Origin of the sequence: Leclercia sp. UBA7405 (assembly GCF_037152215.1) — a bacterium.
GTDB classification, from domain to species: Bacteria; Pseudomonadota; Gammaproteobacteria; order Enterobacterales; family Enterobacteriaceae; genus Enterobacter; species Enterobacter pneumoniae.
Map to the genome: position 1 here is coordinate 1 of NZ_JBBCMR010000007.1, position 22278 is coordinate 22278.

The 22278-nt window shown below is 54.8% G+C and carries 16 protein-coding genes and 1 riboswitch; of the genes, 6 read left to right on the forward strand and 10 right to left on the reverse strand.

Going from position 1 to position 22278, the window contains the following annotated elements; translation table 11 throughout:
* Positions 1-316: 316 nt before the first annotated feature.
* Positions 317-1168, reverse strand: coding sequence for a glutamate racemase (gene murI, locus WFN75_RS20670; RefSeq protein ID WP_040078055.1), 852 nt, complete (start codon positions 1166-1168; stop codon positions 317-319).
* Positions 1113-2966, reverse strand: a complete 1854-nt coding sequence (gene btuB, locus WFN75_RS20675) for a TonB-dependent vitamin B12 receptor BtuB (protein ID WP_040078054.1) — start codon at positions 2964-2966, stop codon at positions 1113-1115. Before btuB ends, murI begins: the two co-directional genes overlap by 56 nt.
* 67 nt (positions 2967-3033) lie before the next feature.
* Positions 3034-3208: riboswitch (cobalamin riboswitch) on the reverse strand.
* 104 nt (positions 3209-3312) lie between these two features.
* Between btuB and trmA the strand changes: the two genes are divergently transcribed.
* On the forward strand, positions 3313-4413 hold the full coding sequence (gene trmA, locus WFN75_RS20680; protein ID WP_212478602.1) for a tRNA (uridine(54)-C5)-methyltransferase TrmA: 1101 nt from the start codon (positions 3313-3315) through the stop codon (positions 4411-4413).
* Between the two features lie 5 nt (positions 4414-4418).
* Here the strand turns inward: trmA and WFN75_RS20685 are convergent, their stop codons facing one another.
* Positions 4419-4778, reverse strand: a complete 360-nt coding sequence (locus WFN75_RS20685) for a YijD family membrane protein (protein ID WP_040078052.1) — start codon at positions 4776-4778, stop codon at positions 4419-4421.
* On the reverse strand, positions 4778-5422 hold the full coding sequence (fabR, locus tag WFN75_RS20690; protein ID WP_040078051.1) for an HTH-type transcriptional repressor FabR: 645 nt from the start codon (positions 5420-5422) through the stop codon (positions 4778-4780). Before fabR ends, WFN75_RS20685 begins: the two co-directional genes overlap by 1 nt.
* A 196-nt stretch (positions 5423-5618) precedes the next feature.
* Between fabR and sthA the strand changes: the two genes are divergently transcribed.
* Complete coding sequence (sthA, locus tag WFN75_RS20695; RefSeq protein ID WP_327061553.1) at positions 5619-7019, forward strand: Si-specific NAD(P)(+) transhydrogenase; 1401 nt, start codon at positions 5619-5621, stop codon at positions 7017-7019.
* Here the strand turns inward: sthA and oxyR are convergent.
* From oxyR to argC, 4 genes are all read right to left on the reverse strand, one after another.
* Positions 7002-7919 carry a DNA-binding transcriptional regulator OxyR gene (gene oxyR / locus WFN75_RS20700; RefSeq protein ID WP_040078048.1) on the reverse strand — a complete coding sequence of 306 codons (918 nt, stop codon included), beginning with the start codon at positions 7917-7919 and terminating at the stop codon, positions 7002-7004. The two genes, sthA and oxyR, sit on opposite strands and share 18 nt — an antisense overlap.
* A gap of 326 nt (positions 7920-8245) precedes the next feature.
* The gene (gene argH, locus WFN75_RS20705; protein WP_336996746.1) at positions 8246-9619 is read right to left on the reverse strand and encodes an argininosuccinate lyase; all 1374 of its coding nucleotides are present in this window, start codon (positions 9617-9619) and stop codon (positions 8246-8248) included.
* Between the two features lie 74 nt (positions 9620-9693).
* Positions 9694-10470, reverse strand: coding sequence for an acetylglutamate kinase (gene argB / locus WFN75_RS20710; RefSeq protein ID WP_233804026.1), 777 nt, complete (start codon positions 10468-10470; stop codon positions 9694-9696).
* Between the two features lie 6 nt (positions 10471-10476).
* The gene (argC, locus tag WFN75_RS20715) at positions 10477-11481 is read right to left on the reverse strand and encodes an N-acetyl-gamma-glutamyl-phosphate reductase (protein WP_040078044.1); all 1005 of its coding nucleotides are present in this window, start codon (positions 11479-11481) and stop codon (positions 10477-10479) included.
* A gap of 88 nt (positions 11482-11569) precedes the next feature.
* On the opposite strand from argC, the gene argE reads away from it, so the two are divergent.
* The 4 genes from argE to gldA all read left to right on the forward strand — a co-directional run bounded on the left by argE (position 11570) and on the right by gldA (position 18877).
* Entirely contained in the window at positions 11570-12721 is a 1152-nt protein-coding gene (gene argE, locus WFN75_RS20720) for an acetylornithine deacetylase (RefSeq protein ID WP_286809618.1), read from the forward strand.
* A gap of 303 nt (positions 12722-13024) precedes the next feature.
* A complete protein-coding gene (gene ppc / locus WFN75_RS20725) occupies positions 13025-15676 on the forward strand; it encodes a phosphoenolpyruvate carboxylase (RefSeq protein WP_046886222.1) in 2652 nt (883 codons plus the stop codon).
* Positions 15677-15881: 205 nt separating this feature from the next.
* Entirely contained in the window at positions 15882-17615 is a 1734-nt protein-coding gene (locus WFN75_RS20730) for a phosphoethanolamine transferase CptA (protein ID WP_263617786.1), read from the forward strand.
* Between the two features lie 158 nt (positions 17616-17773).
* Complete coding sequence (gene gldA, locus WFN75_RS20735) at positions 17774-18877, forward strand: bifunctional L-1,2-propanediol dehydrogenase/glycerol dehydrogenase (RefSeq protein WP_040078039.1); 1104 nt, start codon at positions 17774-17776, stop codon at positions 18875-18877.
* 53 nt (positions 18878-18930) lie between these two features.
* Here gldA and katG read toward each other — a convergent pair whose 3' ends face one another.
* The gene (gene katG, locus WFN75_RS20740) at positions 18931-21111 is read right to left on the reverse strand and encodes a catalase/peroxidase HPI (protein ID WP_288822007.1); all 2181 of its coding nucleotides are present in this window, start codon (positions 21109-21111) and stop codon (positions 18931-18933) included.
* A gap of 146 nt (positions 21112-21257) precedes the next feature.
* The gene (gene metF / locus WFN75_RS20745; RefSeq protein ID WP_040078036.1) at positions 21258-22145 is read right to left on the reverse strand and encodes a methylenetetrahydrofolate reductase; all 888 of its coding nucleotides are present in this window, start codon (positions 22143-22145) and stop codon (positions 21258-21260) included.
* Positions 22146-22278 lie beyond the last annotated feature (133 nt).

The window sequence follows — 22278 nt, forward strand, 5'->3', positions numbered from 1 at the left end:
TTTATTGTCCGAAGACATTAAGAATCCATGTCACTTTGAGTGCCCACACAGATTGTCTGATAAATTGTTAAAGAGCAGTGCAACGCGGCTTTCAGCTCACCGTTGCGAGGTCCCGTATAATACGTTTTCCTCATTCAGAGTCAAGCAATTATTTTTCGCTTTTCTCTGCTGGCGTTCATCTCTGAACCCCGCTAACCCGGCGGCCTGTAAGCCGTTGTTCCGTGTCAGTGGAGGCGCATTATAGGGAGTTCTCAGACGTTGACAACCCCTCTTTTAAAAAAAACGTTCAACTGTCTCTTTTTTGCGCAAAATGGTGCTATAGCGCCAGTTTTTCGAGCGTTTCGAAGCCATAACGTTGTAAAACGGGTAAAAGTTGCTCAGTTTCTGCAGTCAATGCCATGCAGTAAGCGATATTCGCATCAGAAGATTTTGCATTTGGCGCTTCATTTTCAAGTAACCATGCTGTTCTTCGTGCAATGGCCGCTCCGGAGTCCACCAGACGAGTCCCTTCCGGTAACGCGGCAAGCAGTTCATCTTTTAATAGCGGGAAATGAGTACAACCCAATACAACGGTATCTGGTGGTTCAGCCATACGCAGCCACGGGCGCAATATGCGCTGTAACTCTTCCAGCGGCACCGGTTGACCGTGCAGCTTCGCTTCTGCGATTTCGACCAGCTCGGCAGAACCCAGCATGGCTATCTGGCACTCATTGGCAAAGCGCTCAATCAGCTCACGCGTATAAGGACGCTTTACCGTCCCGCGCGTTGCAAGCAAGCCAACCACACCATTGGCCGTCAAACGAGCCGCTGGTTTAATCGCAGGGACCACGCCGACCACAGGGAAGGGAAACTTCTCACGCAGGGCAGGAAGAGAGACAGTACTCGCCGTATTACAGGCAATAATTGCCAATGCCAGGGGGTAGCGTTGTTGTACGGCCGTGACAATTTCCACTACGCGCTCGACAATAAAGTCTTCGCTCTTCTCTCCGTACGGGAATGCCACGTTATCGAAAGCGTAGATGTAATGAAGGTCCGGCAGGAGATGCCGAACCTCATCATAGACCGACAGCCCACCGACGCCGGAGTCAAACACCAGCACGGTAGGGCGTGGATCAGAAGGTGTAGCTGCCAGACAAGGTGTACTCCCGTCCTGCAGTTTGATAGCCATAAACTGTCTCGTAATCTTTATCGAACAGGTTGGCTATTTTACCACGAACTGTCAGATGAGAGGTGACAGGATATGAAGCTGACAGATCTAAAAGGCTATAAGATGGCATGCGGCGCTGGACGCTCGAGAACTGATTCGAGTTGTTGTTATAGCTTTTACCGAAATATTGATAAGACAGATCCATATCAAACCCGAACATGGCCCAGTCCAGCTGATACTTATATTGCTGGCGAGAGCGATGTGCCAGAACCTCGTTATCAGAGTCTCGACGCGGATCCAGATATTCAGCGCTCAGACGGTGCGTCACCGGGCCTGTTTCAAAGTCACCGCTCAGCTCTACGCCTTTAATCGTAGCGGACTGGGTATTGAAATAGGTCCCCGTGAAGCCAAAATCAGGGGAGTAGTAATCGATCAGATCCTTAATCTTGTTCTGGTAAGCGGCCAGGCGCCAGTTAACAGGCCCGGTTAACCCCTGAACGCCCACTTCGAACTGACCCGATTTTTCCGCTTTCAGATCTGGATTCGAGGTGATGAACAGACGGCTCTGGCCATACATCTGCCCCAGCGTTGGTGCCTGGAACCCCGTTCCGTAAGAGACAGTAAGCTGGTAGTCAGGTACAAATTCCCAGCCTGCGGCCGTCTGCCAGGTGCCATTCCAGCCAAACTGTTCGTTATCATCCCCACGAACGGAGCCTTCCAGCGTCACCGTGTCCAGCTTCTGCTGAGCAGTCAGGTAATAGCCGGTATTGTCACGCTTATAATCATCGGAATTACTCAGATCCTCTGACGTCAACTTCTGCTGTTGCCAGTCAATGCCCGCGCTTACCGTGCCGTAGCCTACCGCCAGGCTATTACCCCACTGGACGTTTTTCTGCGTCATATTGTCGAGCGATGTGCCGGCGTTATACATCCCTGACACGCTGGAGTAGTTGTAATCTTTGTATTTCTGATAACTCCCCGTCAGTTGCGTCGAGTAATTATCGTGACTCCATGCCAGACCGGTTTCATAGGTGTGGTTATAAACCTGGCGTTTATCACTCCCCCCCGCATAGCCCGCGTCATAGGCTGTGTTATTGCTATAGCCATAACCACGAACGAACCCGGAAATCTCCTGAGTAAAATTATGATTCAGGCCCGCCCAGAAGGTTTTGTTACGGAAACCATCATCATCGCGGTCACCGGAGTAGGTAGAGGTGGGCTGAACATTAAATCCCTGGGTCTCGGTGAAGGAGCCCGCGATCGTCGCCAGCGTCGCTTCGCCCAGCTGTTGGCGCACAGTAGCATCGTACTGCTGATAATGATGAGACCCCATACTCGCCTGAACTTTGCCGCCAGGCTGTGAATTCTGGGTGATAATATTGACGACGCCACCAATCGCATCGGCACCATAGACTGCCGAACGTGGCCCGCGAATCAATTCAATGCGCTGAACAAGAGAGAGAGGGAGTTGGCTAAAATCAGAAATCCCCGTGATACCGGATTTTGCCAGCGGAATACCGTCAATTAAAACCAGCGTATGGCGAGCTTCCGCCCCGCGAATATAGACGTAGCTTGATTGCCCCATCCCGCCGTTCTGTGCAATTTGCACGCCGGGTAAACGACGCATCACATCAATAAGATCTTTAGACTGCCAGCGGTCGATATCCTCACGGGTTACGATATCCGTTGAGGCTAAGACAGAGTTAACAGGTTGCTCGAAACGGTTTGCCGTCACCACCATCGTGCTGGCGTTATCTTGCGCCCAGCCCGAAAATGCCGTGACGGACAGCGCCGTACACAGCGATATTTTTTTAATCATTGTAAAAAGCATCCACAATATAAGAAGGATGCCGCAGGCCTCATCTATAGCACGCGATGATGAAACCAAATGCGACGTGATCCCGGCAGGTCTTCGGGCTGGGTGGCGTTATATGGATGAAGACTTCCCATTTTCACAGTGTCTACAACATTCATCCCGCCAGTCCTTACCGCTGCGCGTCAGCTCCAGATTTCCACTGGATTCCCTTTTCACTCATTGAGGCCGGAAACAGAATGCTACAATTAGACACGTATAGATGTCCAGATAGCTATTAGCCATTAAATCTGGACATCCCCTGCACAATCCCTACAATCCCCGCGTAATTCATTCTCACTCAGGACGCATCATGACCCCCGAACACCTCCCGACAGATCAGTACGACGCGCAACTGGCCGAGAAGGTCGTCCGCCTGCAAAGTATGATGACCCCTTTTGCAGCGCCCGTTCCCGAGGTGTTTCGTTCGCCGGTCAGCCACTATCGTATGCGCGCCGAATTTCGTATCTGGCACGATGGCGACGATCTGTATCACATCATTTTCGACCAGCAGACCAAATCCCGAATTCGCGTGGACACGTTCCCCGCAGCGAGTGAATTAATTAATCAATTAATGACGCTGATGATTGAAGGGGTACGTAATAACCCGGTGCTGCGTCATAAACTGTTCCAGATTGACTACCTGACCACGCAAAGTAATCAGGCTATTGTTTCGCTGCTGTATCACAAAGCGCTAAACGATGAGTGGCGTGAGCAGGCAGAAGCTCTGCGCGACGCGCTGCGGGCGCAAAACATTAACGTCCACATTATTGGTCGTGCTACCAAAACCAAAATTATGCTCGACCAGGATTACGTCGACGAACGTCTGCCGGTGGCAGGTAAAGAGATGATCTACCGCCAGGTTGAGAACAGCTTTACTCAGCCGAATGCGGCTATGAACGTACAGATGCTGGAATGGGCATTGAATGCGACGGTAGGGTCAACGGGCGATCTGCTTGAGCTTTACTGCGGTAACGGTAACTTCTCGCTGGCGCTGGCACGCAACTTTGAACGGGTGCTGGCAACCGAGATTGCTAAGCCGTCCGTGGCGGCGGCGCAGTACAACATTGCAGCGAACCATATTGATAATGTGCAGATTATCCGCATGGCCGCAGAAGAATTCACGCAGGCGATGAATGGCGTGCGTGAATTCAACCGCTTGCAGGGCATTGATCTTAAGAGCTACCAGTGCGAGACGATTTTTGTCGATCCCCCACGTAGTGGGCTGGACAGTGAAACGGAGAAGATGGTGCAGGCGTATCCGCGTATCCTCTATATCTCCTGCAACCCGGAAACCCTCTGTAAGAATCTGGAAACGTTAAGCCAGACGCACAAGGTTGAACGTCTGGCTCTGTTTGATCAATTCCCCTACACCCACCATATGGAGTGTGGTGTGTTACTGACGGCTAAATAAAACGCTTACTCCGGCAAGTGATGCTTGCGGTTACGCATTTTGATGCCAATCCAGAACACCAGCGCGACAGAGAGTACGGCCGGCAGGAAGTTAGAGCCGATGTCCGGATACTCTGCGCGCACCACGGTGCTATAGAGCAAGACGCCCAGGACAAAAAACGCCGCTGATAGCGCCGGAAGTCCGACCGGCATGGTGCGATTTTGATAACGCTGATGCAGGCAGTACACCGTGAGTACCAGCGCAATCATAGGGAAGATCGAGAATGGCACAATGGAGCTAAAAATAGCGGCAAAAGAACCATTGATAGACAAGCCAGCGATCAATGCCAGCAACAGCGTACCTTTATCCTGACCAGAATGTTTCATTACTCACCTTCGTCGATTTGATGTGCCATCTTTTCTTGTTCACGGCGATACCAGTAATACGCGCCTTTGGAGATCATCCTCAGCTGTAATACCAGTCGCTCTTCGAGTTGCTTACGTTGTTCAATACCCACATCCAGTGCTTCAGCACCTGCACTGAAAACAATCGTGACCATCGCCTCGGCCTGCGCTTCCGTGAAGGCACGCGGCATATGATTTTCGAGTTCAAGATAGTCGGCAAGTTCCGCAATGAAATGCTGAATTTCACGCGCGACGGCGGCACGAAACGCGGCCGAAGTACCGGAACGTTCACGCAACAGCAGACGAAATGCGTTGGGATTGTTGCCAATAAATTCCATAAAGGTAGAGACCGAGGTGCGAATGACGCTACCGCCCTTGGCAATACGCTGGCGCGCCTGGCGCATCAGCTGACGCAGCATCAGGCCGCTCTCATCCACCATGGTCAGTCCCAGCTCATCCACATCTCGGAAATGACGATAGAAGGACGTTGGCGCAATTCCGGCCTCGCGCGCCACTTCGCGCAGGCTCAAACTGGCAAAACTCCGCTCAGCACTCAGTTGACTGAATGCCGCTTCCACCAGCGAACGCCGGGTTTTCTCTTTTTGTTGTGCTCTTACGCCCATCACGATAATTGAATCCTTCCAAAGCCCTGCTGGCACTATACCAGAGTTTAAAATTAATCGATTTGCCTGGCTTTGTTAATGATTGTTTACGCGCGGTTTGTGCTCCACTGCGCGAAAAAAGCACAACGATAATTGGGTTACTCTGGCAATGATGTTATGATTCTGTTGCTTTTATGTATAAGAACAGGTAAGCCTTGCCATGCCACATTCCTACGATTACGACGCAATAGTTATTGGTTCCGGCCCCGGCGGCGAAGGCGCTGCTATGGGACTGGTTAAACAGGGAGCCAGAGTAGCGGTGATAGAGCGCTACCATAATGTTGGCGGCGGTTGCACCCACTGGGGCACCATCCCTTCGAAAGCCCTCCGCCACGCCGTTAGCCGCATCATTGAATTCAACCAGAACCCTCTTTACAGCGACCATTCCCGACTTCTTCGCTCCTCTTTTGCCGATATCCTGAATCATGCCGATAACGTGATTAACCAGCAAACACGGATGCGTCAGGGTTTTTATGAGCGTAACCATTGCGAGATCTTGCAGGGGAATGCCCATTTTATGGATGAACACACGCTGGCGCTGGAGTGCCACGACGGCTCTGTCGAGACCCTCACGGCAGAGAAATTTATTATCGCCTGTGGCTCCCGCCCGTACCGTCCGGCAGATGTCGATTTCTCGCACCCACGCGTCTACGACAGCGACTCCATTCTTAGCCTGCATCATGAACCTCGCCACGTTATCATCTATGGCGCAGGGGTGATTGGTTGTGAATACGCGTCAATCTTCCGTGGCATGGATGTGAAAGTTGATCTCATCAACACCCGTGACCGTCTGCTGGCGTTCCTCGATCAAGAGATGTCCGACTCCCTCTCCTATCATTTCTGGAACAGTGGAGTAGTGATTCGCCACAACGAAGAGTACGAGAAAATCGAAGGCTGCGACGACGGGGTGATCATGCACCTGAAGTCCGGCAAAAAGCTGAAAGCGGATTGCCTGCTCTATGCTAACGGCCGTACCGGTAATACCGACTCTCTGGCGCTGGAAAACATCGGCCTTGAGACCGACAGCCGTGGCCAGTTGAAGGTCAACAGCATGTACCAGACCGCGCTACCGCATATCTACGCGGTTGGTGATGTCATCGGCTATCCGAGCCTGGCATCTGCGGCCTACGATCAGGGGCGCATTGCCGCTCAGGCACTGGTAAAAGGTGAAGCGACGGCGCATCTGATTGAGGATATTCCGACCGGCATTTATACCATTCCAGAAATCAGCTCTGTGGGTAAAACCGAACAGCAGCTGACCTCTATGAAGGTGCCTTACGAGGTCGGTCGTGCCCAGTTTAAACATCTGGCGCGGGCGCAGATCGTGGGGATGAGTGTGGGTACGCTGAAGATTTTGTTCCATCGCGAGACGAAAGAGATCCTCGGCATTCACTGCTTTGGTGAACGCGCCGCGGAAATCATTCATATCGGCCAGGCCATCATGGAGCAGAAAGGGGGTGGTAACACTATTGAATACTTTGTTAACACCACCTTTAACTACCCGACCATGGCAGAAGCCTATCGGGTCGCTGCACTCAACGGTTTAAACCGCCTGTTTTAACGCATTATCGAAATGGCCATCCATCGCCCCTCGGATGGCCTCTGCCAGCTGCTCATAGCGGCTGCGCAGCGGTGACCCCGGACGATATACCAGACCAATAGTGCGGCGCGGTTCAGGCTTAATGCACGGCAGATAGACCACGCCGTCACGTTTGCGCTCGCGCGGTACGGCCAGCGCCGGCAGCAGTGTAATACCGCTTCCCGCCGCCACCATGTTGCGCAGCGTCTCCAGGCTGGTTGCGCGGAAGTGAGTATCTTCATCCGCCCCCGCTTCGAAACAGAAGCCCATTGCCTGATCGCGCAGGCAGTGACCGTCTTCCAGCATCAGTAGCTTTTCCCCGGCCAGATCGGCCATCGGCACGCGATCGCGGTTCGCCCACGGGTGATCTTCATAGATCGCCAGCATCATTGGCTCATCAAACAGCGGCACCTCGATAAAGGCTTCGCTCTCTTTCACCAGCGCCAGGATGGCACAGTCGAGCTTGCCACTATCCAGCTGCGCCAGCAGCTGATGGGTTTGCGCTTCGTGGAGATACATTTCGAGTTTCGGGAAGGTCTGATGCAGCAGCGGAATAATCTGCGGCAACAGGTACGGGCCAACGGTAGGGATCAGGCCAATATGCAGCGGGCCGGACATGGTTTCCCCCTGCTGGCTTGCCATTTCCTTGAGCACTTTGACCTCGCGCAGCACGGTACGCGCCTGATCCACCAGCAGAAGACCTGCCTGAGTGAACAGCACTTTACGACTGGTGCGCTCCAACAACATCACGCCAAGCTCATCTTCCAGTTTGCGGATCTGGCCGCTCAGCGTAGGCTGGCTAACGTGGCAGGAGTCTGCCGCGCGGCGAAAATGACGATGCTCAGCTAACGCCACCAGGTATTCAAGATCACGAATATTCATTATTCATCCTCCGTCGCCACGATAGTTCATGGCGATAGATAGCATAGCAACGAACGATTATCCCTATCAAGCATTCTGTTGAATAATACACCACATAGACGAGGCGGTACGTGTTTGACCCTTGACGTCCCCGCCCGTCAAACGAGTTTCTCTCAAACTCGAACAACTAAAGCCAACGTGAACTTTTGCGGACCCCGTGGTCCGCATTTTTTTTGCGTAAAAAAGCCCGGGGATAAAAGCAAAATGGCAACCGAAGTTGCCATTTTTAGTATTTGCTCCCTCTCCCCGTAGGAGAGGGCCGGGGTGAGGGCACCAGCCCGCATTAATCAGACCAGGCGGTTTTTCGCATCCGCAATGGCCTGGGCCACCTGCTTCGGCGATACGCCGCCTTTGGCCGCACGCTTATCAAGGCAAGACTGCAGCGCCAGAATCGGATAAACATCCTCTCCAATCACCGCACTGAATTTCTGCAGGTCAGTCAGGGGCAGATCCTCCAGCGGTTTCCCCTGACGGATCGCTTCGACCACCGCTTCGCCCACAATGTGGTGCGCTTCACGGAAGGGTACGCCTTTCGCTACCAGGTAATCTGCCAGCTCGGTCGAGTTGGCATAACCCTGCTGAGCCGCCTCCTGGCAGCGCGGACGTTTCACCTGAATGCCATCCAGCACCAGCGCGCCCATATGCAGACAATCCAGCCAGGTGTCGAGCGCGTCGAACAGCCCTTCTTTGTCTTCCTGCATATCTTTGTTGTACGCCAGCGGCAGTCCTTTCAGGGTCATCATCATGCCGGTCAGCGCGCCCTGCACGCGGCCACACTTGCCGCGGATCAGCTCCAGCGCATCCGGGTTTTTCTTCTGCGGCATCAGAGAAGAGCCGGAGGTCACGCGGTCTGACAGCTCAACAAACCCGGCTTCACCGGAGTTGAAGAAAATCAGATCTTCGGCAAAGCGCGACAGGTGAACCATCCCGATTGAGGCATTGGAGAGCAGCTCCAGCACGTGGTCGCGGTCAGAGACGCTGTCCAGGCTATTACGGGTGGCGGAGGCAAAGCCCAGCCAGCCTGCCAGCTCTTCACGGTCAATTTCATAAGCGGTGCCAGCCAGCGCACCGCTGCCCAGCGGGCTAACATCCAGACGTTTCAGCGTATCCTGCAGACGGCTTTCATCACGTGCCAGCATCTCTACGTAGGCCAGACACCAGTGAGCAAAAGTCACCGGCTGCGCGCGCTGCAGGTGGGTATAACCCGGCATCACCGCGTCCTGGTTGTTCTGCGCGGTCTCTACCAGCGCGCTCTGCAGCTGACGGGTCGCGGCCAGCAAATCAGCGACGGTCTCTTTACACCACAGTTTCAGATCGGTCGCCACCTGGTCGTTACGGCTACGGCCAGTGTGCAGTTTTTTGCCCAACTGGCCGACTTTGTCGATCAGCTTGCCTTCCACCCAGCTGTGTATATCTTCGGCATCACTCTGGAGGATTTGCTGTGGATCCAGACGCACCTCTTCCAGCAGATTATTCAGCGCCTCTTCCAGCTGCAGCTGTTCGTCTGTGGTCAGTACGCCCACGGTGACCAGCGCTTTGGACCAGGCCACAGAGCCGACGATATCCTGTTCGGCCAGGCGGTAGTCAAAGCGCAAAGAGTCGTTGAACTGTTTGAAACGTTGATCCGCTGCCTGTGTAAAACGCCCACCCCAAAGTGCCATAACATGCTTCCTTTATTCGTTAGTTCTGCCGGGTGTCGCGTCGCGTTCCCGGCCTGCGGTAAATCAATAAATGGTTATGCCAGAATACGCGTGCCAATCGGCGTGCCATTGAACAGCGCCGGCAGTTGCTCAGCGTGGCGCCAGGAGGCGATATCTACCGGGCGGCCCAGCGTGCGGGCAGCATCCAGCGCCGCGTTCACTTTCACAATCATGCCGTCGGTGATAATGCCCTGATCAATCAGCTGCTCGGCTTTTGCTGCGGTCATCTCCGCGATACGCTGGCCTTTGCCGTCCAGAATGCCGCTCACGTCAGAGAGCAGGATCAGGTCTGCGCCCAATGTTGCCGCCAGCGCGGTAGCTGCCTGGTCTGCGTTGACGTTCATCAGCTCGCCCTCTTCGGTCACGCCGATAGAGCTCACCACCGGCAGGAACCCGCCTTCCAGCAGAGTGTTGATCAGCTTAGGCGAACCAGGCTGCGCCAGTCCAACGTGGCCGAGCTCTTCATCGAGCTGGGTCACTTTTACGCTGTCGCCATCGCCCAGATAGAGGCCAACGGAAGCAATGTGATGCTTCTTCGCCCACGCCAGCAGCGTTTTATTGGCCGTCCCCGCCAGCGCACCGGTAATGATGTCAATCTGGTCGGCAGGGGTAACGCGCAGGCCGTTTTTCTTTTTCACCGGCAGGTTGAGCCCTTTCATCAACTCATCCACTACGCAGCCGCCACCGTGCACGATCACCAGTGGGCGCTGATGCGACTCACGGTAGTTCACCAGCGCGGTAAAAAGACGCGCCAGCGCTTCTTCACTGTCCAGCAGTACGCCACCGAGTTTGATAATTAATGGATTCATCATCACACCTTAAATAAGAGACTGCGTTTCAGGGAAGCCGAAACGAATATTGGCACACTGCATGGCTTGCGCGGCAGCGCCTTTAAGTAAGTTATCCTCTGCCGCCACCACAATGAGATGCTCGCCCTGGACGGCAAAGCCGATATCGCAGAACGGCAGGCCGACGACGTTTTTCAGCGCCGGCACGCCTTTGTCATACAGACGCACCAGCGGTTTATCTGCATAGGCATGCGTAAAGGCCTCTTTCACCTGTTCTTGCGTCACACCCGGCTGCAGGCGGCAGGTAATGGTTTCGAGGATCCCACGCGGGAAGCTGCCCAGATGCGGAGTAAAAATCACCTCTGCGCCCAGATGGGTGGTAATTTCCGGATGATGGCGATGATTGAACACGCCGTACGGTTGCAGGCTCACTTCACAGAAGCTGTTAGAGATGGCGGCTTTGCGCCCGGCTCCGCTCACGCCACTGGTGGCATTGATCACCGGCCACTGGGTCAGATCCAGCAGATGCGCGTCGATCAGCGGTTTCAACGAAAGCTGTGCTGCAGTCGGATAACAGCCCGGCACGGCAATCAGATTAGCTTCTTTTACTTTCTCTGCGCTCCACTCCGCCAGGCCATACACTGCTTTTTCAAGCAGATCCGGGTGCTGATGCGTGAAACCATAATATTTTTCATAGAACCCGGCGTCGTTAACGCGGAACGCGCCAGAAAGGTCGAATACCACGCAGCCGGCCGCCAAAAATTGCGGTGCCAGGTCGTGGCTGACCTCATGTGCGGTGGCTAAAAACACCACGTCCACGCCGTCGGTAAATTCACTGATGTCGGACATCGGCTGCAGCGGCAGATCCACAATGCCCTTAAGCTGCGGATGCAAATCAGAAATTAATTTTCCGGCATCATTGCTTTGCGCTGACACGGTCAAAGCGGTTATGGTCATATGAGGATGGCGATTCACGTAGCTAACCAGCTCTGCGCCCGCATAGCCGCTAGCACCTACAATCAGCGTATTCAACATCGGGTTCCTTTATGCTCAACGTTAGTGTATTTTTATTCACATTTATTGCATGAATATTGATACTATCACGACCTAAGGTATGTCAACAATGAAAATGAATTTGCCACCATTTATCGAGATTTACCGCGCCCTGATTGCCACACCGTCAATCAGTGCAACGGAAGAAGCGCTGGATCAAAGTAATGAGACTTTAATCAATCTGCTTGCAGGCTGGTTCAGCGATCTCGGCTTTAAGGTGGAAGTTCAGCCCGTTCCCGGTACGCGCAACAAATTCAATCTGCTGGCCAGTACCGGCCAGGGGGCTGGTGGTTTATTACTGGCCGGGCATACCGATACCGTACCCTTTGACGATGGCCGCTGGACGCGCGATCCCTTCACCCTGACCGAACATGAGAACAAACTCTACGGGCTGGGCACCGCCGACATGAAAGGCTTCTTCGCCTTTATTCTCGACGCACTGCGTGACGTGGACGTGACGACTCTTAAAAAGCCGCTCTACATTCTGGCGACCGCCGATGAAGAGACCAGCATGGCGGGGGCTCGCTACTTCTCCGAAAACACCGCAATCCGCCCTGATTGCGCCATTATTGGCGAGCCTACCTCCCTGCAGCCGATTCGCGCCCATAAAGGCCATATCTCCACCGCGGTACGCGTAATGGGTCAGTCTGGCCATTCGAGCGATCCGGCGCGTGGAGTAAACGCCATTGAACTGATGCACGATGCCATTGGCCGCATCATGACGCTGCGTGATGTCCTGAAGGAGCGTTATCACTATGACGCCTTCACCGTCCCTTACCCAACGCTGAATCTTGGCAGCCTGCACGGCGGCGATGCGTCTAACCGCATCTGCGCCTGCTGTGAGCTGCATATGGACATTCGTCCGCTACCCGGCATGACGCTGAGCGATCTCGACGGCCTGCTGAATGAAGCACTGGCCCCGGTAAGCGAGCGCTGGCCGGGCCGTCTGACGGTCTCTGAGCTGCATCCGCCGATCCCTGGCTACGAATGCCCGCCTGACCACCAGTTGGTTGAGGTGGTTGAAAAGCTGCTGGGTGAGAAAACCGACGTGGTGAACTACTGCACCGAAGCGCCGTTTATTCAGACCCTGTGCCCGACGCTGGTGCTTGGCCCGGGTTCCATCAACCAGGCCCACCAGCCGGATGAGTATCTGGAAACCCGCTTTATCAAACCTACCCGCGAATTGATAACCCAGGTTGTGCATCACTTCTGCTGGCATTAAAACTGCCTCTTCACCCTGCTCTCTTCCGAAAGAGACGAGGGTATTTAAATACCCTCTCCCCGTGGGAGAGGGTTAAGTGAAGGGAAATTTCCCGCGATCTCCATCACATTCTCATAAGCATCTCTTATCTGACACAAAGCGAATTAAATTTCGTAAATTGCCCGCATTTTTTCGTTTGCTGAACCGTTTTCGCAGCAATTGACGACGGGGGTTTTACGTGGCTTTATAAAGGGAGATGACAAAATAATGTCCGTCAGATTGCTGAAAGGGCATAAACAAAAATGATGGGGTGACTGGGTTTTTATGAACGAACAATATTCCGCGTTGCGTAGTAATGTCAGTATGCTCGGCAAGGTGCTGGGAGATACCATCAAGGATGCCCTAGGCGAGAACATTCTCGACCGTGTTGAAACTATCCGTAAGTTGTCGAAATCTTCCCGCGCAGGAAACGAGGCCAATCGTCAGGAGCTGCTCACAACGCTGCAGAATCTTTCTAACGATGAACTCTTGCCCGTCGCCCGCGCGTTTAGCCAGTTCCTGAACCTGGCGAACACCGCAGAGCAGTACCACAGCATTTCGCCGCATGGCGAAGCGGCCAGCAACCCGGAAGTGATTGCCCGCACGCTCAGAAAACTCAAAGACCAGCCCGATCTCAACGAAGCGACCATCAAAAAAGCGGTTGAATCACTGTCGCTGGAACTGGTGCTCACCGCCCACCCGACCGAGATCACCCGTCGTACGCTGATTCACAAAATGGTGGAAGTGAATAACTGCCTGAAGCAGCTCGATAACAAAGATATTGTCGATTACGAGCGCAACCAGCTGATGCGCCGTCTGCGCCAGCTGATTGCCCAGTCCTGGCATACCGATGAAATTCGTAAGCACCGCCCAAGCCCGGTAGACGAAGCCAAATGGGGCTTTGCGGTAGTGGAAAACAGCCTGTGGGAAGGGGTACCGAACTACCTGCGCGAGCTGAACGAACAGCTGGAAGAGAACCTCGGCTACCGCCTGCCGGTCGATTTCGTACCGGTGCGCTTTACCTCCTGGATGGGCGGCGACCGCGACGGTAACCCGAACGTTACGGCGGATATCACCCGCCACGTGCTGCTGCTGAGCCGCTGGAAAGCGACCGACCTATTCCTGAAAGATATCCAGGTGCTTATCTCCGAACTGTCGATGGTAGAAGCCACTCCGGAACTGCGCGAGCTGGCCGGTGAAGAAGGTGCCAGCGAGCCCTATCGTTACCTGATGAAAAAACTGCGTGGCCAACTCATGGCAACGCAGACCTGGCTGGAAGCGCGCCTGAAAGGCCAGCGCCTGCCGAAACCAGAAGGGCTGTTGAGCCAGAATGAACAGCTCTGGGAGCCGCTATACGCCTGTTATAAATCCCTGCAGGCCTGTGGAATGGGCATCATCGCCAACGGCGAGCTGCTCGACACCCTGCGCCGCGTGAAGTGTTTCGGCGTGCCGCTGGTACGTATCGACGTGCGTCAGGAGAGCACCCGTCATACCGAAGCGCTGGGCGAACTGACCCGCTATCTCGGTATCGGCGACTATGAAAGCTGGTCAGAAGCCGACAAACAGGCATTCCTGATCCGCGAACTGAACTCCAAGCGCCCGCTGCTGCCACGCAACTGGGAGCCAAGTAACGACACCCGTGAAGTGCTCAATACCTGTAAAGCGATCGTGGATGCACCGAAAGGATCGGTGGCCGCCTACGTGATCTCAATGGCGAAAACCCCGTCCGACGTGCTGGGTGTTCACCTCCTGCTCAAAGAAGCCGGTATCGACTATGCCCTGCCGGTGGCGCCGCTGTTTGAAACCCTCGACGACCTGAACAACGCCAACGACGTGATGACCCAGTTACTGAATATCGACTGGTATCGCGGCTTTATTCAGGGCAAGCAGATGGTGATGATTGGCTATTCCGACTCCGCAAAAGATGCGGGCGTGATGGCGGCATCCTGGGCGCAGTACCAGGCGCAAGATGCGCTGATCAAAACCTGTGAAAAAGCGGGCATTGAACTGACCCTGTTCCACGGTCGCGGTGGTTCTATCGGACGTGGCGGCGCGCCTGCGCATGCGGCGCTGCTCTCTCAACCGCCAGGCAGCCTGAAAGGGGGCCTGCGCGTCACCGAGCAGGGCGAAATGATCCGCTTCAAATATGGTCTACCAGAGGTGACCATTAGCAGCCTGTCGCTCTACACCAGCGCCATTCTGGAAGCCAACCTGCTGCCACCGCCGGAGCCGAAAGAGGCCTGGTGCCGCATCATGGACGAGCTGTCAGATATCTCCTGCGAGATGTACCGCGGCTACGTGCGAGAAAATAAAGATTTCGTGCCTTACTTCCGTTCCGCCACGCCTGAGCAGGAGCTGGGCAAGCTGCCGCTGGGTTCACGTCCGGCCAAACGTCGCCCGACCGGTGGCGTCGAGTCGCTGCGTGCCATTCCGTGGATCTTCGCCTGGACGCAGAACCGCCTGATGCTTCCGGCCTGGCTGGGCGCGGGCGCGGCGCTGCAAAAAGTGGTGGAAGATGGCAAACAGAGCGAACTGGAGAGCATGTGCCGCGACTGGCCGTTCTTCTCTACCCGCCTGGGTATGCTGGAGATGGTCTTCTCGAAAGCCGACCTGTGGCTGGCAGAATACTACGACCAGCGTCTGGTGAAACCCGAGCTGTGGACGCTGGGTAAAGAGCTGCGTGAACTCCTGGAAGGCGATATCAAGGTGGTACTGGATATCGCCAACGACTCTCATCTCATGGCAGACCTGCCGTGGATTGCCGAGTCCATCCAGCTACGCAATATCTACACCGACCCGCTGAATGTGCTGCAGGCAGAGCTGTTATACCGCTCCCGTAAAGCCGAGGAAGAAGGTGCGGAACCGGATCCCCGTGTCGAGCAGGCCCTGATGGTCACCATTGCCGGCGTGGCGGCAGGCATGCGTAATACAGGCTAATCAATAACTTAGGTACCCTCGTGCTATTGTGCGAGGGTTACCTGAAATTTTTCTGTCATAAACAATTCGAATTCAATATATTTTGCCTCTCTTTTATCCCCTTAATGGGTTTCATCCGGCTTCAGGCGGTCTAAATCGCTCTGCTTCAGGTTCCCTTAAGGTTTAGTCGCTACGTTGGCGATACGTTTAAAGACAGGCAACCATCATGCAACTCTCCTCCTCCCAGACTAAACCTGCGTTTAGCTGGAAAGCCCTGGCCTGGGCGCTGCTCTATTTTTGGTTCTTTTCTACCTTACTTCAGGTAACCATTTGCATTAGCGGCTACAGCGGCACCAACGGTCTGCGCGATTCGCTGCTATTCAGCTCGTTATGGCTTATCCCGATCATACTCTTCCCGGCCCGTATTCGCGCCATTGCGGCAGTCATTGGCGTCGTGCTGTGGGCAACCTCGCTGGCGGCACTGAGTTATTACGTCATTTATGGGCAGGAGTTCTCGCAAAGCGTACTGTTCGTGATGTTTGAATCGAATGCGAACGAAGCCAGTGAATATCTGAGCCAGTACTTCAGTCTGAAAATTATTCTCGTGGCGCTGGCCTATACCGCGACGGCAATTTTCCTGTGGACACGCCTGCGCCCGGTGTATGTTCCTTCGCCATGGCGCTGGGTAGTTCCCTTTGCCTTGCTGTATGGCCTGATTCTGCACCCGATTGTGATGAATAGCGTCATCAACAATAAGCCATTTGAAAAAACGCTCAACGGCCTGGCATCCCGTATGGAGCCGGCAGCGCCGTGGCAGTTTATCTCGGGGTATTATCAGTATCGTCAGCAGTTAACGTCACTGAATAGTCTGCTCAATGAAAATGATGCCCTGCCGCCGCTGGCTAATTTTAAAGACAGCTCGGGCGATGCGCCGCGCACTTTGGTACTGGTGATTGGGGAATCCACCCAGCGTGGCCGCATGAGCTTGTATGGCTATCCGCGTGACACCACGCCGGAGCTGGATGCGCTGCACAAAAGCGATCCTGGTCTGACGGTCTTTAATAATGTGGTGACGTCTCGTCCCTACACCATTGAGATCCTGCAACAGGCGCTGACCTTTGCCAACGAGAAGCACCCGGACCTTTACCTGACCCAACCGTCGCTGATGAACATGATGAAACAGGCCGGGTATAAAACCTTCTGGATCACCAACCAGCAGACGATGACCGCCCGTAATACCATGTTGACGGTCTTCTCTAAACAGACCGACAAACAGTTCTATATGAACCAGCAACGTACCCAGAGTGCGCGTGAATACGACACCAACGTGCTGGCGCCGTTTAAAGAGGTGATGGCAGACCCGGCACCGAAGAAATTCATTATCGTGCATCTGCTTGGGACCCATATTAAGTACAAGTTCCGCTACCCGGAAGACAAAGGCTACTTTGACGGCAAAACCGATCATCTGCCGGCGGGTCTGAGCCCGGAGGAGCAAGAGTCTTATAACGATTATGATAACGCCAACCGTTATAACGACATGGTCGTCGCCAGCCTGATCAAAGATTACAAAGCGACGGATCCGAACGGCTTCCTGCTTTACTTCTCCGATCATGGTGAGGAGGTGTATGACACGCCGCCGCACAAGACTCAGGGTCGTAACGAAGACAATCCAACGCGTCATATGTATACGGTGCCGTTCCTGCTCTGGACGTCAGAGAAGTGGCAAGCCGCACATCCACGCGATTTCTCGCAGGATGTTAACCGTAAATACAGCAGCTCTGAGCTGATTCATACCTGGTCAGATTTGGCGGGTCTAACCTATGACGGATACGATTCTACGCGTTCCATCACCAGCCCGGCATTCAAAGAGACCACCCGCTGGATTGGCAATCCGTATAAGAAAAATGGACTGATTGACTACGATAGCCTGCCGCATGGCGATCAGGTCGGAAACCAGTAACCTGTACAAAAGGCCATCCAGTCAGGGTGGCCTTTTTTTATTCCCAATCTTTTCCCCTTTAGATGTAGCGCAACAAATGCTCGCCTCCCCGGCGGTAGAGTCAGTTTTAACTCACTGCAAAACGCGTTTGTCACCTCACTCTCTAAAGGAGACATGTTATGGACCGTATTATTCAATCGCCAGGCAAATACATCCAGGGCGCGGATGTGCTCTCCCGCCTCGGTGACTACCTGAAACCGCTGGCTCCCCGCTGGCTGGTGGTCGGCGATAAGTTTGTGCTGGGGTTTGCCGAAGAGACTATCCGTCAGAGCTTTAACGAGGCTGAACTGCAGGTTGAGATTGTGCCGTTTGGCGGCGAATGTTCGCAAAATGAAATTGATCGCCTGCGCAAGCTGGCACAAGGGGCAGAGTGCCAGGCCGTGCTGGGCATCGGCGGCGGCAAAACCCTGGATACTGCAAAAGCACTGGCCCACTTTATGGATGTGCCCGTCGCCGTCGCCCCTACCATCGCCTCAACCGATGCGCCATGCAGCGCGCTCTCCGTTATTTATACCGATGAAGGCGAGTTTGACCGCTACCTGATGCTGCCTCATAACCCCAATATCGTCATTGTGGATACCCGCGTGGTGGCCGGTGCCCCGGCACGTCTTCTGGCAGCCGGTATTGGCGATGCGCTGGCCACCTGGTTTGAGGCGCGAGCCTGTTCACGCAGCGGCGCCACCACCATGGCGGGCGGCAAATGTACGCGTGCAGCGCTGGCGCTGGCCGAACTGTGCTACAACACGCTAATTGAAGAGGGCGAAAAAGCGATGCTGGCCGCTGAACAGCACGTGGTTACGCCGGCGCTGGAGCATGTGATTGAAGCCAACACCTACCTGAGCGGCGTGGGCTTTGAAAGCGGCGGTCTGGCTGCCGCTCACGCCATCCACAACGGCTTAACGGCCCTGCCGGATGCGCATCACTACTATCACGGCGAAAAGGTGGCGTTTGGGACATTGACTCAGCTGGTGCTGGAGAACGCACCGGTAGAAGAGATCGAAACCGTGGCGGCGCTGTGCCACAGCGTCGGCCTGCCCATTACCCTGGCACAGCTGGATATCAAAACCGATATCCCCGTGAAAATGCGCCTGGTGGCTGAAGCAGCCTGCGCTGAAGGCGAAACGATTCATAACATGCCTGGCGGAGCGACGTCGGATCAGGTTTATGCCGCGCTGCTGGTGGCAGACCAGTATGGCCAACGCTTCCTGCATGAGTGGGAATAAACGTCTGATATAAAAAATCCCCGCCGAAGCGGGGATTTTTTTATGACGTCGGTTTACTGCAGATCGAAACGGTCAAGGTTCATGACGCGTCCCCAGGCCGCCACGAAGTCGTTCACAAACTTCTCGTGACCATCGCTGCTGGCGTAAACTTCTGCCAGCGCGCGCAGTACGGCGTTTGAGCCGAACACCAGGTCCGCGCGAGAGGCGGTATATTTCACCTCGCCGCTGGCGCGGTCGCTGCCGGCAAACAGCTCGTTAGAGTCGTCGGTCGCTTTCCACTGTGTACCCATATCCAGCAGGTTGACGAAGAAGTCATTGCTGAGCACGCCCGGACGATCGGTAAAGACACCGTTTTTGCTGCCGTCGAAGTTGGCGCCCAGCACGCGCAGGCCGCCTACCAGTGCGGTCATTTCCGGCGCCGTTAGGGTCAGCTGCTGCGCTTTATCAATCAGCAGGGACTCGGTGGTGGAAACATCAACCTGCGCACGATAGTTACGGAAGCCGTCGGCAATCGGTTCGAGCAGGTTAAACATCTCGATATCCGTCTGATCCTGACGAGCATCCACGCGGCCCGGCGTAAACGGCACAGTAACGTAAACGCCCGCCGCTTTCGCAGCCTGCTCAACGCCCACCACACCCGCCAGCACGATGATATCGGCCAGCGACGCTTTATTCGCACTGCGCTGGATGGCTTCCAGCACCGGTAAGGCACGCACCGCTGCGGCGTTCACATCCCAGTCGCGCTGCGGAGCCAGCGCCAGCCGTGCACCGTTCGCACCGCCGCGTTTATCACCACCGCGGAAGGTGGACGCCGAGGCCCAGGCCACGGAGACCAGTTCGCTCACCGGGAGACCCGAAGCGGCAATCTCTGCCTTCAGGGCGTTAATATCTTCCTGCGTCGGGTTATAGATCGGCTTCGGCAGGGGATCCTGCCAGATAAGCTCTTCTTTCGGCACTTCCGGTCCGAGGTAACGTGAAATCGGCCCCATGTCGCGGTGCGTCAGTTTGAACCACGCCCGCGCGAACGCTTCGTTAAAGGCCTGCGGATCGTTCAGGAAGCGACGGGAAATTTTCTCGAATTCCGGATCAAAGCGCAGGGTCAGATCGGTTACCAGCATGGTTGGTTTGCGCTTTTTCGACGGGTCGAACGGGTCCGGCATCACATCCGGTGCGTCGACAGCTTCAAACTGGATCGCCCCTGCCGGGCTGCGGGTCTGCACCCACTCATATTTGAATAAGTTCTCGAAGAAGTAGTTGCTCCACTGGGTCGGCGTTTGTGACCAGATGACCTCCAGCCCGGAGGTAATAGCGTCTGCGCCAATACCGGTGCCGTGCGTGCTGGTCCACCCCAGGCCCTGCGCTTCGATTGGGGACGCCTCAGGATCGGTGCCCACGTGCGTGGCTTCCCCGGCGCCGTGGGTTTTACCCAGCGTGTGCCCCCCGCCAATCAGCGCGACGGTCTCTTCATCGTTCATCCCCATGTTGCCAAAGGTCGCGCGAATAGCCGCCGCCGCTGACAGCGGGTCACCGCTGGCATTTGGCCCTTCCGGGTTAACGTAAATCAGCCCCATTTCTGTCGCCGCTAACGGGCGCTTCGCCAGTGCTTCCGGGTCACGGTGCTTGAGCCAGGCCGTTTCATCACCCCAGTTCACATCCAGATCCGGCTCCCAGACGTCTTCACGCCCGGCGCCAAAACCAAAGGTACGGAAGCCGGAATTCTCCAGCGCCACGTTCCCGGCGAGGATAAAGAGATCGGCCCAGGAGATTTTCTGGCCATATTTTTGTTTGATTGGCCACAGCAGGCGGCGCGCTTTATCCAGGCTGACGTTATCCGGCCAGGAGTTCAGCGGCGCAAAGCGCTGCTGGCCACGTCCGGCGCCGCCACGTCCGTCAACAGAACGATAGGTACCCGCACCGTGCCAGGCCATGCGAATAAAGAGTCCCGCGTAGCTACCCCAGTCGGCAGGCCACCAGGGTTGGGAGTCGGTTAGCAGTGCTTTGAGATCGCCTTTCAGGGCAGAGTAATCAAGTTTGCTAAATTCTTTGCGGTAGTCGAAATCTTCACCCAAAGGGTTCGAACGACTGGAGTGCTGATTAAGAAGATCGATGCGGAGTTGTTTAGGCCACCATTCTTTATTGCCCGTGCCCGCACCCGCGCTATGGTCAACGCCGCCCTGATGGAACGGGCATTTACCCATAGATGACGCTTTATTAGTATCGTCTGACGTGCTCATCGCTGTGCTCCCTTTAGAGTGTTACCGTTACGATATACACCACCAGCGATAAGAGATAGTTGAATTGATCCACAGATTCGATAGTTAATTCCTTTTAACTTATCGCCCGCTTAAAAACCTTGCAAACTATTGGGATATTTTAAAGATCACGCCGGACGAACGCCCAGCGTGTGGCAGATGGCGTAACTCATCTCCGCACGGTTCAGGGTATAGAAGTGGAAGTCTTTCACCCCTTCCCGGCTCAAGATCTTCACCATATCCATCGCGATACTTGCCCCCACCAGCTTGCGGGTTTCTGCATCGTCATCCAGACCTTCGTACATTTTGGACATCCAGTGTGGAATGCGCACGTTGGTCATGTCGGCAAATTTCTTCGCCTGCTTAAAGTTAGAGACCGGCAGAATGCCCGGAATGATTTCAACGTCGATACCCGCAGAGACGCAGCGGTCACGAAAGCGCAAATAACTCTCTACATCGAAAAAGAACTGAGTGATGGCACGACTGGCACCGGCATCCACTTTGCGCTTCAGATTCAGCAGGTCCGCCTGGGCGCTTTTCGCTTCCGGATGCACTTCCGGATAAGCCGCAACGGAGATATCAAAATCACCGACCTCTTTCAGTAAGGCAACCAGATCGGTCGCGTACATCTCGGGTTTACCGCTTCCCGGCGGAAGATCGCCGCGCAGGGCAACGATATGACGAATACCGTTGTTCCAGTAATCTCTGGCAATCGCACTCAGTTCTTCGCGGGTAGCATCGATGCAGGTCAGGTGCGGAGCGGCTTCCAGACCGGTTTGCTCTTTAATGCCTTTGATGATGCTGTGCGTACGGTCACGCTCACCGGAGTTAGCCCCGTAGGTTACGGAGACAAACTTAGGCTTCAGGCTGCTAAGGCGATCGATAGAGGCCCACAGGGTTTGCTCCATTTCACTGGTGCGCGGCGGGAAAAATTCAAAAGAGACATTAATCTGGCCATTTACTTCTGCCAGGCTCTGATTCAGGGCTTCCCGCTGGTTGGCGTGAAAAAAGCTCATACCTTACCTCATCAATCGCGTGTGGTTGTTTGTTATGCCGTGAACTTCTATACGTTTAGACGTCCAGATGTAAAAATGACGGAAAAGCGGAGTGGCGTCAACAGAAATAATCATCATTGACGGTGAGGAATAC

Excerpts from the sequence above, each read along its gene's own strand:
- sthA (WP_327061553.1), top strand. The coding sequence starts at position 5,619 with ATGCCACATTCCTACGATTACGACGCAATAGTTATTGGTTCCGGCCCC.
- ppc (WP_046886222.1), top strand. The coding sequence starts at position 13,025 with ATGAACGAACAATATTCCGCGTTGCGTAGTAATGTCAGTATGCTCGGC.
- oxyR (WP_040078048.1), bottom strand. The coding sequence starts at position 7,919 with ATGAATATTCGTGATCTTGAATACCTGGTGGCGTTAGCTGAGCATCGT.
- trmA (WP_212478602.1), top strand. The coding sequence starts at position 3,313 with ATGACCCCCGAACACCTCCCGACAGATCAGTACGACGCGCAACTGGCC.
- katG (WP_288822007.1), bottom strand. The coding sequence starts at position 21,111 with ATGAGCACGTCAGACGATACTAATAAAGCGTCATCTATGGGTAAATGC.
- murI (WP_040078055.1), bottom strand. The coding sequence starts at position 1,168 with ATGGCTATCAAACTGCAGGACGGGAGTACACCTTGTCTGGCAGCTACA.
- metF (WP_040078036.1), bottom strand. The coding sequence starts at position 22,145 with ATGAGCTTTTTTCACGCCAACCAGCGGGAAGCCCTGAATCAGAGCCTG.
- WFN75_RS20685 (WP_040078052.1), bottom strand. The coding sequence starts at position 4,778 with ATGAAACATTCTGGTCAGGATAAAGGTACGCTGTTGCTGGCATTGATC.
- btuB (WP_040078054.1), bottom strand. The coding sequence starts at position 2,966 with ATGATTAAAAAAATATCGCTGTGTACGGCGCTGTCCGTCACGGCATTT.
- argC (WP_040078044.1), bottom strand. The coding sequence starts at position 11,481 with ATGTTGAATACGCTGATTGTAGGTGCTAGCGGCTATGCGGGCGCAGAG.
- argH (WP_336996746.1), bottom strand. The coding sequence starts at position 9,619 with ATGGCACTTTGGGGTGGGCGTTTTACACAGGCAGCGGATCAACGTTTC.
- WFN75_RS20730 (WP_263617786.1), top strand. The coding sequence starts at position 15,882 with ATGCAACTCTCCTCCTCCCAGACTAAACCTGCGTTTAGCTGGAAAGCC.
- argB (WP_233804026.1), bottom strand. The coding sequence starts at position 10,470 with ATGATGAATCCATTAATTATCAAACTCGGTGGCGTACTGCTGGACAGT.
- argE (WP_286809618.1), top strand. The coding sequence starts at position 11,570 with ATGAAAATGAATTTGCCACCATTTATCGAGATTTACCGCGCCCTGATT.
- gldA (WP_040078039.1), top strand. The coding sequence starts at position 17,774 with ATGGACCGTATTATTCAATCGCCAGGCAAATACATCCAGGGCGCGGAT.